This window comes from Lutibacter sp. TH_r2, assembly GCF_033101135.1.
Taxonomy (GTDB): Bacteria; Bacteroidota; Bacteroidia; order Flavobacteriales; family Flavobacteriaceae; genus Lutibacter.
Map to the genome: position 1 here is coordinate 1,672,358 of NZ_JAWMPV010000001.1, position 14,187 is coordinate 1,686,544.

The 14,187-nt window shown below is 28.8% G+C and carries 12 protein-coding genes and 2 tRNA genes; 6 read left to right on the forward strand and 8 right to left on the reverse strand.

The window, feature by feature from the left end; all coding sequences use genetic code 11:
• Positions 1-63 precede the first annotated feature (63 nt).
• The 3 genes from R3X25_RS07130 to rpsT all read left to right on the forward strand — a co-directional run bounded on the left by R3X25_RS07130 (position 64) and on the right by rpsT (position 527).
• A tRNA-Glu gene (locus R3X25_RS07130) sits at positions 64-135 on the forward strand.
• Between the two features lie 48 nt (positions 136-183).
• Positions 184-255: transfer RNA gene (locus tag R3X25_RS07135), tRNA-Glu, on the forward strand.
• Positions 256-275: 20 nt separating this feature from the next.
• Positions 276-527 (forward strand): 30S ribosomal protein S20, encoded by a 252-nt coding sequence (rpsT, locus tag R3X25_RS07140; protein ID WP_317673275.1) that lies wholly within the window; start codon positions 276-278, stop codon positions 525-527.
• A gap of 69 nt (positions 528-596) precedes the next feature.
• On the opposite strand, the gene rodA is transcribed toward rpsT, so the two are convergent.
• From rodA to R3X25_RS07175, 7 genes are all read right to left on the reverse strand, one after another.
• Positions 597-1,874: a rod shape-determining protein RodA gene (rodA, locus tag R3X25_RS07145; RefSeq protein WP_317673277.1), complete on the reverse strand. Its 1,278-nt coding sequence runs from the start codon at positions 1,872-1,874 to the stop codon at positions 597-599.
• Positions 1,855-3,726 carry a penicillin-binding protein 2 gene (mrdA, locus tag R3X25_RS07150; protein WP_317673279.1) on the reverse strand — a complete coding sequence of 624 codons (1,872 nt, stop codon included), beginning with the start codon at positions 3,724-3,726 and terminating at the stop codon, positions 1,855-1,857. The genes rodA and mrdA overlap by 20 nt, the downstream gene beginning before the upstream one ends.
• The gene (locus R3X25_RS07155) at positions 3,727-4,233 is read right to left on the reverse strand and encodes a rod shape-determining protein MreD (protein WP_317673281.1); all 507 of its coding nucleotides are present in this window, start codon (positions 4,231-4,233) and stop codon (positions 3,727-3,729) included.
• A complete protein-coding gene (gene mreC / locus R3X25_RS07160; RefSeq protein WP_317673283.1) occupies positions 4,226-5,002 on the reverse strand; it encodes a rod shape-determining protein MreC in 777 nt (258 codons plus the stop codon). The genes R3X25_RS07155 and mreC overlap by 8 nt, the downstream gene beginning before the upstream one ends.
• A 63-nt stretch (positions 5,003-5,065) precedes the next feature.
• Complete coding sequence (locus tag R3X25_RS07165) at positions 5,066-6,094, reverse strand: rod shape-determining protein (RefSeq protein WP_317673284.1); 1,029 nt, start codon at positions 6,092-6,094, stop codon at positions 5,066-5,068.
• 45 nt (positions 6,095-6,139) lie between these two features.
• Positions 6,140-7,666 carry a bifunctional phosphoribosylaminoimidazolecarboxamide formyltransferase/IMP cyclohydrolase gene (purH, locus tag R3X25_RS07170; protein ID WP_317673286.1) on the reverse strand — a complete coding sequence of 509 codons (1,527 nt, stop codon included), beginning with the start codon at positions 7,664-7,666 and terminating at the stop codon, positions 6,140-6,142.
• Between the two features lie 369 nt (positions 7,667-8,035).
• The gene (locus tag R3X25_RS07175; RefSeq protein ID WP_317673288.1) at positions 8,036-8,488 is read right to left on the reverse strand and encodes a GAF domain-containing protein; all 453 of its coding nucleotides are present in this window, start codon (positions 8,486-8,488) and stop codon (positions 8,036-8,038) included.
• Between the two features lie 39 nt (positions 8,489-8,527).
• On the opposite strand from R3X25_RS07175, the gene xrtF reads away from it, so the two are divergent.
• The 3 genes from xrtF to R3X25_RS07185 all read left to right on the forward strand — a co-directional run bounded on the left by xrtF (position 8,528) and on the right by R3X25_RS07185 (position 10,056).
• Positions 8,528-9,064 carry an exosortase family protein XrtF gene (gene xrtF / locus R3X25_RS07180; RefSeq protein ID WP_317673290.1) on the forward strand — a complete coding sequence of 179 codons (537 nt, stop codon included), beginning with the start codon at positions 8,528-8,530 and terminating at the stop codon, positions 9,062-9,064.
• Positions 9,061-9,495 carry an exosortase F system-associated membrane protein gene (locus R3X25_RS15240; protein WP_411556565.1) on the forward strand — a complete coding sequence of 145 codons (435 nt, stop codon included), beginning with the start codon at positions 9,061-9,063 and terminating at the stop codon, positions 9,493-9,495. Before xrtF ends, R3X25_RS15240 begins: the two co-directional genes overlap by 4 nt.
• A gap of 66 nt (positions 9,496-9,561) precedes the next feature.
• Positions 9,562-10,056, forward strand: a complete 495-nt coding sequence (locus R3X25_RS07185; protein ID WP_317673292.1) for a heavy metal-binding domain-containing protein — start codon at positions 9,562-9,564, stop codon at positions 10,054-10,056.
• A gap of 52 nt (positions 10,057-10,108) precedes the next feature.
• On the opposite strand, the gene R3X25_RS07190 is transcribed toward R3X25_RS07185, so the two are convergent.
• Positions 10,109-14,032, reverse strand: coding sequence for a carboxypeptidase regulatory-like domain-containing protein (locus tag R3X25_RS07190; RefSeq protein ID WP_317673294.1), 3,924 nt, complete (start codon positions 14,030-14,032; stop codon positions 10,109-10,111).
• Positions 14,033-14,187 lie beyond the last annotated feature (155 nt).

Genomic DNA, 14,187 nt, shown 5'->3' on the forward strand with positions numbered 1-14,187 from the left:
CTAAAAAAAAGTGTGTATTTTTGCAACCGCAATTTAAAAGAAATTAATAAGTTGTAAATTAATGGTCCGTTCGTCTAGGGGTTAGGACGCCAGGTTTTCATCCTGGTAACAGGGGTTCGATTCCCCTACGGACTACAAAAGTTCAAGTAACTATAAAAGTTACAAATTATTTATAATAACAATGGTCCGTTCGTCTAGGGGTTAGGACGCCAGGTTTTCATCCTGGTAACAGGGGTTCGATTCCCCTACGGACTACAATTTTAAAAAAAATTATAATGGCAAATCATAAGTCGGCATTAAAGAGAATTAGAAGTAATCGAGTTAAGCAAGTAAGAAATAAATATCAGCATAAAACTACAAGAAATGCTGTAAGAGATTTACGTGCTACAACAGATAAGAAAGCTGCGGAAGAATTATTCCCAAAAGTTGTGGCAATGCTTGATAAATTAGCTAAAAATAATATTATCCACAAAAATAAAGCTGGAAATATGAAATCTAAGTTAGCTAAATTTGTAGCTACACTATAATTTAGAACAATATTTATTTATATTGAAGCATCCTATTTGGGTGCTTTTTTTGTTGATTAAAATTTCAGATTACCACTCATAGGTTCGGTTTGCATCAAGCCTTATAAATATAAATAGAAGTAAAGTAAAACCCCAAAGTCCTGATCCACCATAACTAAAGAAAGGAAGCGGAATTCCAATAGTTGGTAAAATACCTATTACCATGCCTATGTTAATAGCAAAGTGAAAAAAGAATATAGCTGCAATACTATATCCATATACTCTACTAAACTTTGATTTTTGTCGTTCAGCAATAAAAATAATACGAAGTGTAAATAATACAAACGCAAGAATAAGTAAACTTGTACCTACAAAACCCCATTCTTCACCTACAGTTGTAAAAATATAATCGGTTTGTTGTTCAGGTACAAAATCACCTTGAGTACGTTCACCTTGTAAAAATCCTGTTCCAGAAAAACCTCCAGATGCAATTGTAGTAATTGATTGGTTAGTGTTGTAACCAATGCTTTTTATATCTGTAGTTTTTCCTAAAAGTATATTAAATCGATCTCTATGTCTTTGTTCAAAAACGTTGTTAAAAATAATATTAACACTAAAAACATACATTGCAGAAATTAAATAAAGCCCAAAAATTTTCAATTTCCCTCTTTTTAAAGCTTTTTTTCTGAAAAAATAAAAGTAGAGAAGTACAACACCAAATAATATAAGTGTACCTATTAATGTGTTTTGTAAACCAAAATATAGGGTTGCGATAAATAAAAATAACGCAATAAACCCTAAACTTATATAGTAAATAGGTAATCCTTCTCTATATAATACAAAAATAAAAGCTCCATAAACAAGAGCTGAACCTGGATCGGGTTGTAAAGTTATTAGGATAGCAGGAATAAATAATACTACAAATGCTTGTAGTTGTGTATTTAATTTTTTTAAATTGAAATGTTTATCACTAACTAGTTTAGCCATTGCTAATGCTGTAGCTGCTTTTGCAAATTCAGAAGGCTGTAGACTAAATATCCCTAAATTATACCAAGAAGTGGCTCCGTTAATGTTTTTTCCAAAGATGAATAAACCAGCTAATGAAGCTAATGAACCTAGGAACATTAATGAAGCATATTTTTCATAAAATTTAGCATCAAACATTAGTGTTAATAAAATTAACGGAATACTTAAACCTATCCAAATAAGTTGTTTTCCATATTCAGTAGAAAAATTAATTAATTCAAAAGATTCTTCACTAACTGTTGAAGCATAGATATTTACCCATCCAAATGAAATGAGTATGAAATAAAATAGGACTAGAATCCAATCAATTCCTAAAAAAATATTATTGGTTCTGCTTCTCAAGTTTTTCTTTTATTTCTAGTTCTAATTGTCTGTCGTATTCTTCTTGTAAACTTCCATTAAACATTCGTTGTTCTTCCCAAGTTTTAGTGATTTTTCCAGTTAGATATTTTTCTATCATTAAACTTGCAATTGGACCAGCCCAACGAGAGCCCCAATATCCATTTTCAACAAACACAGCAATGGCAATTTTCGGGTCGTCTTTTGGTGCAAAAGCAATAAAAATTGAATGATCTTGTCCGTGTGGGTTTTCTGCTGTTCCAGTTTTTCCACAAATTTCAATTCCTTTTACTCTAGACCAATTTGCGGTACCTCTAGGGTTTTCTAAAACATTAAATAATCCTTCAATTACTGGTTCAAAATGTTCTTTATCTATAGAGGTAACTTTTGGAGTTGTAAACTTTTCATCAATATTTTCTCCTGCAATATGTTTAACAATATGTGGAGTGTAATAAAAACCTCTATTTGCTACAGCGGCTGTCATATTTGCTAATTGAATAGGTGTAGTTTTAATTTCACCTTGGCCTATAGAATTAGAAATTGTATACGTTGCTCTCCATCTTACATTTGGGTACCAATGATTGTAAAAGGCTGCATCAGGTATTAAACCTTTATCGCCAACAGATAAATCGTTATGTAGGTAGCTTCCTAACCCAAAACTTTTTATATGCTTACTCCATACATTCATACCTTCTCCAGCTGTTGGGTATTTTTCAATTATTTTTCGATATGTATTTGCAAAGTAAGAATTACAAGAGCGATAAATTGCTTTGTTTAACGCTATTGGACTTCCATGTGTTCCACAGTGGCAAGCCATAATAGCATTTGGTCTAGATCCATATCTGTAGCCTCCAAAGCATTTAATAGTAGATTTTGTATCTATTACTTTTTCTTGTAGTCCAACTAAAGCGGTTAGCACTTTAAATGGTGAGCCTGGTGGATATTCACCTTTTAAGCCTCTATCAAAAAGAGGTTTGTTAATAGAATCGAGATACAGTTTAGAAAAGTTTTTTGATCGTTCTCTACCAACCATTAAATTTGGATTGTAGGTGGGAGTTGAGACTAATGCTAAAATTTCACCAGTTGCTGGTTCAATTGCTACAATTCCACCACGTTTATTAGCCATTAGTGCTTCTCCATATTGTTGTAGTTTACTATCTATTGTAATAGTAAGATCTTTACCAGGAATTGCGATGGTATCATATTTTCCATTTTTATAGGGACCAATTTCTTTATTAATATTATTTCTTTGAATGTATTTTACGCCTTTAGTACCTCTTAAAGTTGTTTCATAAGTTTTTTCAACACCGTATGTTCCAATTAACTCTCCTAATTGATAGTAAGGATTTTTTTTTAACATTCCTTCATTAACTTCACTTATGTATCCTAAAACATTTGCAGCTGAATTTATTGGGTATTCACGCAGTGATCTTTTCTGGATATAGAAACCTTTAAATTTGTGCATTTTTTCTTGTAAAAAAGCATAATCAGTTTTTGATAGTTGTGCAACAAAAGTTGATGGTATGCGCCAAGAGTATGTTTTTGCTTTTGTAAATTTTTTTATAAAATCTTCTTTTGTAATTTTTAATAATGAGCAAAATTCTAATGTGTCTAGTGGTTTTACTTCATTAGGAATAATCATAATATCATATGATAATTGATTGGCAACTAGTAGAGTTCCATTTCTATCATATATGTAACCACGTCCAGGATAATCATATTTTATTTTAACTGCAGAGCTATTTAAAGTTGGTTTTTTATAAGGGTTAGTTAATACTTGTAAATAGAATAATTTACCAATATAAATTAATCCAACAATTATTATTAAAAAAACTAATAATCCTGATCTCTTCATTTATTTTTTATTCGTAAAAATAATAATTCCTAAAACACTTAAAATTATAGTTGCTATACTTGTAAATATTGTACTTGTGATTATTAAGTAAATAGCACTAAAACTAAAGTATGCTAACATAAAAACGATAAAATGATGAATTATTGTTAAAGTTGATAGGAATAAAAGTGATTTTCCGAAAGAAATATTTCTTAAATTAAAAAGTGGATAATCAAAATCAGATTTTCCCAATACAAGTTTTAAAATAGGCAATCTAATAAAAGCGATAAATAAAGTAGCTGAAGCATTAATACCTCCTGAATCAGAAAAGAAATCTACAGCTAATCCAAGTAGAAAACTTAAAAGTAATATTGAGTTTAAATTTTTTTTATAAGGAAATAAAAAGACCCAAACTATATAAACCATTGGGTTTATAGTTCCAAATAAGTTTAGTTTATTTAGAACAAGAACTTGTAATAATAGCAACCCAATAAATCGAATACTATTTAAAAAATATACGTTATTCATTTTCAGTTTGTTGTTCTAAATTTAATTGTTCTTCTCTTTCTAAGTTTTTTATAATTTGAACATATCCTAATGAGGTCATATCGTTAAAAAGAGAAACATTTATTTCTGTGTATTGGTTATTTTCAAAGGCAAAATTATTTATGGTTCCAACTAAAATTCCTTCAGGAAAAATAGCAGACTTTCCTCCAGTAATAATTGTATCTCCTTTTTTTAAAACTGCTTGACGGGGAATATCACTTAATTGGACTATATTAGGGTTTTTACTATTCCAGGTAATTGTTCCAATATGATTATCGTGTTTTAATTTTACATTAATTTTTGAACTTCTATTTAATATTGAAAGTACTGAAGCATATTTATTAGAAGTATTTTTAATAACACCAATAATTCCTTTGCTATTTATTACACCTAAATCTTGCTGAATACCTTGATTTTTTCCTTTGTTTATGGTTAGAAAATTATTTGGTTTTGTATAGTTGTTGTTTATAATTTTAGCAAAAGTATACTGATATTTCTTATTTGAAAAAGTTGTATCGTTTAACGGTGTTATTTTATTATTATTTGGTTGAATACTATTTTTTAGAAATACATTCTCTTCAATTAATCGTAAATTTTCTTCTTTTAAATTTACAAATTCAGAAATGCTATTTAACCTATTGTAAATACCTCCAGTAAAAGCGTTAGAGGAGTTAACAAATTTACTTTTATGGTATGAATGATGTTGAATTGTGAAACCTAAAGCAATAATTTGAAGAACAAAAAACAGCAAAAAGTACCTAAATTTTTTAATAAAATATAAAATTTGCTGCATATTCTAACTCCAAAAAGGTTATTATTTCATTAATACATTTTTGTATTTCTCAAGATCTTTTAAAGCAATTCCAGTACCACGAACAACCGCTCTTAAAGGGTCTTCAGCTACATAAACTGGTAAATCTGTTTTTCTAGATAAACGTTTATCTAAACCACGCAACATGGATCCACCACCTGCTAAATAAATACCTGTATTATATATATCGGCAGCTAATTCTGGAGGTGTTTGAGATAATGTTTCCATTACAGCATCTTCAACACGTAAAATAGATTTATCTAGTGCTTTTGCAATTTCTCTATATGAAACTTGAGCTTGTTTTGGTTTTCCGCTTAATAAATCTCTACCTTGAACTAACATGTCTTCAGGTGGAGTTTCTAAATCTTCGGTAGCTGCACCAATTTGAATTTTAATTCTTTCAGCAGTTCGTTCTCCAACGTATAAGTTGTGTTGCGTACGCATATAATAGGCAATATCACTTGTAAAAACATCTCCTGCAACTTTTACAGATTTGTCGCAAACAATTCCACCTAAAGCAATAACAGCAATTTCTGTAGTTCCACCACCTATATCAATAATCATGTTTCCTTTTGGTTGCATAATATCAATACCAATACCAATTGCAGCTGCCATTGGTTCATGAATTAGGTAAATTTCTTTGGCATTCATATGTTCTGCAGAATCAATTACTGCACGTTTTTCAACTTCAGTAATTCCAGAAGGAATACAAATAACCATTCTTAATGAAGGTGTGAAAAACTTCTTTTTAATGCTTGGAATGTTTTTAACAAACTCTTTTATCATTTGTTCCGAAGCTTCAAAATCGGCAATAACACCATCTTTTAATGGTCGAATAGTTTTGATGTTTTCATGGGTTTTACCTTGCATTAAACTGGCTTTTTTTCCAGTGGCAATTATTTTTCCCGTACTTCTATCTCTTGCTACAATTGATGGCGCATCAATAATAACTTTACCATCATGTATAATTAAGGTGTTTGCAGTTCCTAAATCAATGGCTATATCTTCAGTCATAAAGTCGAAAAACCCCATATAATATCTTTATTTTTAATTGAAAACCTTCAAAGTTAGTAAATATTAGTGTTTAAAATGACGAATTCCTGTAAATATCATCGACATTTTATTATTGTTACAGTAATCAATTGATAATTGATCTTTTATAGAACCTCCAGGCTGAATTACAGCATTTACTCCAGTTTTATTTGCAATTTCAACACAATCAGGGAATGGGAAAAAAGCATCACTTGCCATTACTGCATTGTTTAAATCAAATTTAAAATGATTTGCTTTTGCAATAGCTTGTTCTAATGCATCTACACGACTTGTTTGTCCTGTTCCACTTGCAATTAATTGCTTGTTTTTAGCTAAAACAATTGTGTTTGACTTTGTGTGTTTACAAATTTTTGAAGCAAAAAATAAGTCTTCTAATTCTTTACTAGTTGGTTCAATAGTTGTTGCAGTTGTTATAACGCTAGCATCATCTGTTTTGTTGTCTTTATCTTGATAAAGTACACCATTTAATGCTGTTCTATATTGTATTGATGGTAACTCTATGTCTTTTTGAATTAAAATAATTCTGTTTTTCTTACCTTTTAATATAGCTAAAGCTTCTTCATTATAAGAAGGTGCAATTACTACTTCACAGAATAATTTATGAATTTCTTGAGCAGTTTCAGCATCAATTTCTTTGTTTGAAATTAAAACACCACCAAAAGCAGAAGTTGGGTCACCAGCTAATGCATCTACATAAGCTTCTTTTAGCGTTTCGCGTTGAGCTAAACCACAAGCGTTGTTGTGTTTAAGAATTGCAAAAGTTGGTGCATCATTCTTGAATTCACTCATTAAATTTACTGCTCCATCTACATCTAGTAAATTGTTGTATGAAAGTTCTTTACCATGTAGTTTTGTAAATAACTCATCTAAATTACCAAAGAAATATCCTTTTTGGTGTGGGTTTTCTCCGTAACGTAAAGTAGAAGATTCATTATAACTTTCTCTAAAAGCTAGTTCGTTATTATTTAAGTATTTAAAAATGGCAGTATCGTAATGGCTTGAAACAGCAAAAGATTTTGCAGCAAAACTTTTACGTTGTTCAATAGTTGTATTACCATTATCATTTGTCATTATTTCTAAAAACTCACTGTATTGTTCCATAGAAGAAACACAAATAACATCTTTAAAGTTTTTTGCTGCAGCTCTAATTAAAGAAATACCACCTATATCAATTTTTTCAATAATATCTTGTTCTGAAGCTCCGCTTGCTACAGTTTTTTCAAAAGGATAAAGGTCTACAATTACAATATCAATTTCAGGAATTTCAAATTCACCAAGTTGAGATAAATCATTTTCATTTTCTCTTCTGGCTAAAATTCCACCAAAAACTTTTGGATGTAATGTTTTAACTCTTCCTCCTAAAATTGAAGGATACGAAGTTAATTCTTCAACGGGAATAACATTAATTCCTTGCTCTTTAATAAAACTTTCGGTTCCTCCGGTAGAGTAAATAGTGATGTCTAACTCGTTTAATTTCTTTACAATTGGTGCTAATCCGTCTTTGTGAAATACCGAAATTAGTGCCGATTTTGCTTTTTTAGTTGTGCTCATTTGTTGTGTTGTTGCTTTTTCGCAAAGCTACTAATAATCGGTAGTTTACACAATACAAATGATTGCTATTTTTTAGGAAATTTTCTTAATTTTTGAATTAAATTTATTAACCATATCATTGTAATTCTCTGAACTAGAATTAGGTTGTTTTTTTTCAAAAAATTTCATGAAAAAAGTCAAGTTTTTTCCAATATTTTTTTGATTTAATTTTGAGCTAGGGTTAAATTTTGACATCTTTAAAATTGGGCTATTAAGATGTAGCAAAGCTATTTATTTTTGTTAAAAAACACAATAAAATATGATAAATTATGCTTTAAATGGATTGTTTTTAATTATAAACGAAATGTTTTTGCTAATAAGTGTGTGATTTTATAAAATTTCAGAAACTGTATTACAAACAAATTCTAATAGAATTTCATCGTTTTTTGAGAATGGGTCTACGCTATGGGAATCAATATCTATTTGACCAATATTTTCACCTTTCACAAAAATTGGAATTACAATTTCACTTTTAACTTTCCAACCACAAGAAATGTAATTGTCTTGGGCAGCAACATCTGGTACTACAAAGTTTTGATTACTTACCGCAACTTGACCGCAGATTCCTTTTCCAAATGGGATAATTGTATGATCAGTTGGTTCACCAGCAAATTCAGCAAGTTTTAGTTCTTCTTTATTTCCGTTTTTAAAGTAAAATCCCACCCAATCATAATAGTCAATTTCATTTTTTAAAAAGTCGCAAATAGCTTGTAGTTTGTAACTTGTTGTTTGTTTTGAGTTCACTAATTCAGTAATCGAACTTTTAAAGTGTTCTAAATTCATTTTAATTTGTAGTTTTATGCAAAATAAAATTCTTTTTAAGTGAAAAGCAATAAAACAGTACTAATATTTTTAATTAAGTTTTTTGGGACTTACATAGTTTTGTTTTTATTGTATTCTATTTATTTAAATTTAACACAAGAAAAGAGTGCTGTTTTTTCATGTGCTCCAATAACTAAAAGTGTTGCAAAGCATTCAAAAGTAATATTAGATTTTGTTGGATACTCTTCTGAAATTGTTCAAAGTGAAATTGAGCTTTCTATTAATTTAATTGTAAGGGGTAAACCTCTTGCTAGGGTTATTGAAGGTTGTAATTCAATAAGTATTATTATTTTATTTATTGCTTTTATAGTTGCTTTTTCATCTACATTTAAAACTACTTTATTTTATATAATTTTTGGTAGTTTATTAATTTATTCAATAAACATTGTTCGTATTGTAATTATTGCAATAGCTTTATATGAGTTTCCAGAATATGAACATTTGTTGCACAATTATTTATTCCCAGCTATAATTTACGGAGTTACTTTTTTACTGTGGTTTATTTGGGTTCGAAAGTTTTCTAAAGTTAAGAAATGAGTAACATAGTAAAAATATTTTCTGTTATAATATTGTTTGTAGCTCTTATTTTTTTAAGAGGTATTTATCGTAGTTTTTTATATGATCCTTTAACTGAATATTTTAATTTTAGTTATTTAAATGAAGGTTTTCCTGATATTAATAAGTTGAAGTATTTTGGAACTGTTACGGTACGTTATTTTTTAAATTCTGTTATTTCATTATTAATAATATTCGTATTTTTTAATAATAAGAAGGTAGTTTTTCTTGCATTAAAAATTTATGTATTTCTGTTTTTACTTCTAAATCTTATTTTTTTTATTGAACTTAATTTTAATTTTTCAAACACCTATTTAGTTTTGTTTTATGTTCGAAGATTTTTAATTCATCCTTTATTATTGCTTATTTTATTACCAGCTTTTTATTATCAACAAATAGCCAAAAAAAATTAATTTTTTAGACACTTCTTTTTTTTTACTATTTTAGGCGAATATTTTAATTAAACAAATTACTAAAACATGAAAAAATCAATAATATTAGTTGCTACAATCTTTTCGATGGTGATAATGTTTGCTTCTTGTAAAGAGACAAAAAAGGAAGCGGTAAAAACAGAATGTAGCGAAGCTTGTGCAACTAGCAGTAGCTGTGATGAAAATAAAGTAGAAGCTACGGATAAATTAGCTTATCAATGTCCAATGGATTGCGATAAAGGTAAAACATACGATGTTGCAGGTACTTGCCCAACTTGTAAAATGGATTTAAAACAACTGAAATCTAAAAAAGATGCTGATTGTAAGCCTTCAGAATGCAATGATAAAAAAATGTCTGAATGTACTAAATGTGAACCTGGAAAATGTGAATGTAAAAAAGATGTTGCAGCAAATACTTCGTCATGTAAATCAAGTGAAAAATCTTGTGATTCAAAAAAGAGTTCTTGTGAGAGTAGTAAATTAGCTAAAACCGTTAGTGAGTGTACTAAATGTGAACCAGGTAGTTGCGAATGTAAAGCTTAAAAATAAAATAAGTATTTTAAAAAAGCGCTTCGATTAGATTGAAGCGCTTTTTTTATTTGTTTTCTATAATAAATTCTGTTCTTCTATTTTGTGCATGTTCAGCTTCAGAACATTTTACATCATTTTTACATTTATTAACTAGTTTAGTTTCTCCATAACCTTTTGCTGAAATTCTATTAGAATTTATCCCATTTTCAATTAGGTATTCCTTAACAGCATCTGCTCTATTTTGAGAAAGCGTCATATTGTAATTATCTGGTCCTCTGCTATCTGTATGGAAATTAATACTTATTTTAATTTGTGGATTTTGGTTCATATTAAATAAAACCTTGTTTAATTCCGTTTTTACATTATCTTTAATTTCATACTCGTCTAATTCAAATACAATAGGTTTAGTTTCAATGTAATAGATGCCATTTTTTTCTTTAATTTCAATTATAGGCTCTAAAATTAATTCAACAGTATGTGGTGCTCCAGCTAAATTATTTGACACTATAGATAGCTGACTTTTTGTATATTTTTCTTTATTTGCAATAACTGTATAAGTTTTATTGCAATCTATTTCAAAATAGAAATTTCCATTAGAGTCACTAGTGGTGGTTTTTACTTCATTAGAGTAATTTAACAATGAAATTTTAGTATTTGGAATTGGCTCTTTACTTATGTTTTCTAAAGTAATACCATTAATATATTGAATACAATTTGGTGGGTCAATATCAATATGTAATGTTAGTGTTCTACCATTTTGAAGTGCTGTTTTAAGTCTAAAAGATTCTAAATTATTGTTTTTGAAAACAGTTAATTTATAGGATGAAGAGCATTCTAAATCAAAGTGATAAACTCCATCGGCACCAACTGTTTGTGTAGAAATAACTTTATTATTTTGGTACAATGAGATTGTTGTTTTAGCTAAAGGTTTTTTGGTTAATTTATCTCTTATTATTCCGGTAACTTCTTGGTTGCAAACTTTAGATGAAAGTTCAAAATTTAATTTGTTTGAAGCATCTCTTTTATTTGAAGTTGTTAAAGCTTTTGAAGCAGTATTATAATTCTCACTTTCAGTATTTAATGTATAGGTTAATTCACAATTCACTGTAAAACTATATTTTCCAGAAGTATCTGTAGTTGTAGTATTCACTTCAGAAGCACCTTCAAAAAGCTTCACTTGTGTATTTGCAACTGGTTGTTTTGTTTCGACATCGGTTATAACGCCAGTAATTGTTTGATTGCAATTGAGTTCTTTTAATTCAATATTTTTTGATGAAGTAGCATCGCGTTTTTTGTCTGTAGCGAATTTAACTTCGTTTGAATTGTAATTAACGTTTGAAGCAGTAATTTTATAATCAGCTTCACAATTCACCGTAAAACTATATTTTCCAGAAGTATCTGTAGTTGTAGTATTCACTTCAGAAGTGCCTTCAAAAAGCTTCACTTGTGTATTTGCAATAGGTTGTTTTGTATCAGCATCGGTTATAAGGCCAGTAATTGTTTGATTGCAATTGAGTTCTTTTAATTCAATATTTTTTGATGAAGTAGCATCGCGTTTTTTGTCTGTAGCGAATTTAATTTCGTTTGAATTGTAATTAACGTTTGAAGCAGTAATTTTATAATCAGCTTCACAATTCACTGTAAAACTATATTTACCAGAAGTATCTGTAGTTGTAGTATTCACTTCAGAAGCGCCTTTAAAAAGCTTCACTTGTGTATTTGCAATAGGTTGTTTTGTATCAGCATTGGTTATAACTCCAGTAATTGTTTGATTGCAATCGAGTTCTTTTAATTCAATATTTTTTGATGAAGTAGCATCGCGTTTTTTATCTGTAGCGAATTTAATTTCGTTTGAATTGTAATTAACGTTTGAAGCAGTAATTTTATAATCAGCTTCACAATTCACTGTAAAACTATATTTACCAGAAGTATCTGTAGTTGTAGTATTCACTTCAGAAGCGCCTTTAAAAAGCTTCACTTGTGTATTTGCAATAGGTTGTTTTGTATCAGCATTGGTTATAACTCCAGTAATTGTTTGATTGCAATCGAGTTCTTTTAATTCAATATTTTTTGATGAAGTAGCATCGCGTTTTTTATCTGTAGCGAATTTAATTTCGTTTGAATTGTAATTAACGTTTGAAGCAGTAATTTTATAATCAGCTTCACAATTCACTGTAAAACTATATTTTCCAGAAGTATCCGTAGTTGTAGTATTCACTTCAGAAGCACCTTCAAAAAGCTTCACTTGTGTATTTGCAATAGGTTGTTTTGTATCAGCATTGGTTATAACTCCAGTAATTGTTTGATTGCAATCGAGTTCTTTTAATTCAATATTTTTTGATGAAGTAGCATCGCGTTTTTTATCTGTAGCGAATTTAATTTCGTTTGAATTGTAATTAACGTTTGAAGCAGTAATTTTATAATCAGCTTCACAATTCACTGTAAAACTATATTTACCAGAAGTATCTGTAGTTGTAGTATTCACTTCAGAAGCGCCTTCAAAAAGCTTCACTTTTGTATTTGCAATTGGTTGTTTTGTATCAGCATCGGTTATAACTCCAGTAATTGTTTGATTGCAATCGAGTTCTTTTAATTCAATATTTTTTGATGAAGTAGCATCGCGTTTTTTGTCTGTAGCGAATTTAATTTCGTTTGAATTGTAATTAACGTTTGAAGCAGTAATTTTATAATCAGCTTCACAATTCGCTGTAAAACTATATTTTCCAGAAGTATCTGTAGTTGTAGTATTCACTTCAGAAGCACCTTCAAAAAGCTTCACTTGTGTATTTGCAATAGGTTGTTTTGTTTCGACATCGGTTATAACGCCAGTAATTGTTTGATTGCAATCGAGTTCTTTTAAATAAATGTCTTTATTTTGTGTGGCATCTTTTATTTCGGTAGCCTTGAAACTAACTATTTCGGTGGTTAAATTTTCTTTTGAAGCTTTTAATTTATATTCTTTTCCGCATTTAATATTAAAAAAGAAAGACCCATCAGGTTTTGTTTGAAATGTTTTAATTTCATGGTTTTGATATAATAACGAAACATTAGAATTAGAAATCGGATTGTTTTTTTCATTTAAAACTCTACCGAGAACTACTTGAAAACATTCATTAGGTTCTAAAAATAAATCTTTTTTTAGATTGTAATAGTCTGGTTGTTTGTTTTCAATGTAATCAGTTAAAAAGTTATACGAATCATCTTTGTAGTCAGGTTTACTGGCTATTATTCTATAGTTAGTAGTACATTGAAACTGAATAAAATACTTTCCATCATTATTTACTTTAATAGTTTCTACAATTACATTGTTTAATAAAAGACGAAGTTCTACGCTTAAAGGTTCTTTAGTAATTTTATTTCTAATGGTACCACTAATTGTTTGAATGCATTCAGGCTCTAAAACAGGATTATACTTTATTATTTCATTATTGTTTGTTGAAGTAGAAAATTCGTAAAAATCATTTATAAAATTATTTTTTGAAGTTATTATGTAGTAGTTTGAATTGCAAATTGTTTGAAATGAATAAGAACCATTGGAATTTGTTTGTGTGCTTTCTATTTCTTCGCCATCTAGATGTAAGGTTACTTTAACATCTTCCATTTTCTCTTGTGTTAAATCGTTAACTACAACTCCCGTTATTTTTTGATAGCATTCAGGTTTTAAAATAAAGTTTTGAGTTTTTGAATCATCTGAATTGTTGCTTGTAGAAACAATTTTTCGATTGCTTAAAAAATTAGGTGCTGAGGCAACAATTCCATATGTATTATTACAATTTAAAATTAAACTGTATTCTCCGTTTGAATTTGTGGTAGTTGTTTTTACTTCAACACCATCTAAAAAAACTGAAATAAAACTATTAGCTATTGGTAAATTATTAATAGTAGTTATTTTTCCAGAAACTTTTTGTGTGCAATTATTAGTTGTAAGTGTGTCACTATTAAAATTAATGGCTATTAAAAATAATACAGCAAGTTTGAATATTTTCATTTTTTTACATTTTCATTTTTTGATAGTATTAGAATCAAAAAAAATAAAACAACAATTTTTAGGTGGTTTTATTGCATATGTATTTGAGGGGAACAGTTTATACAATAACTATAAATATAGTATGAAATTAATTAAGAATCCATAAAAATGTATAA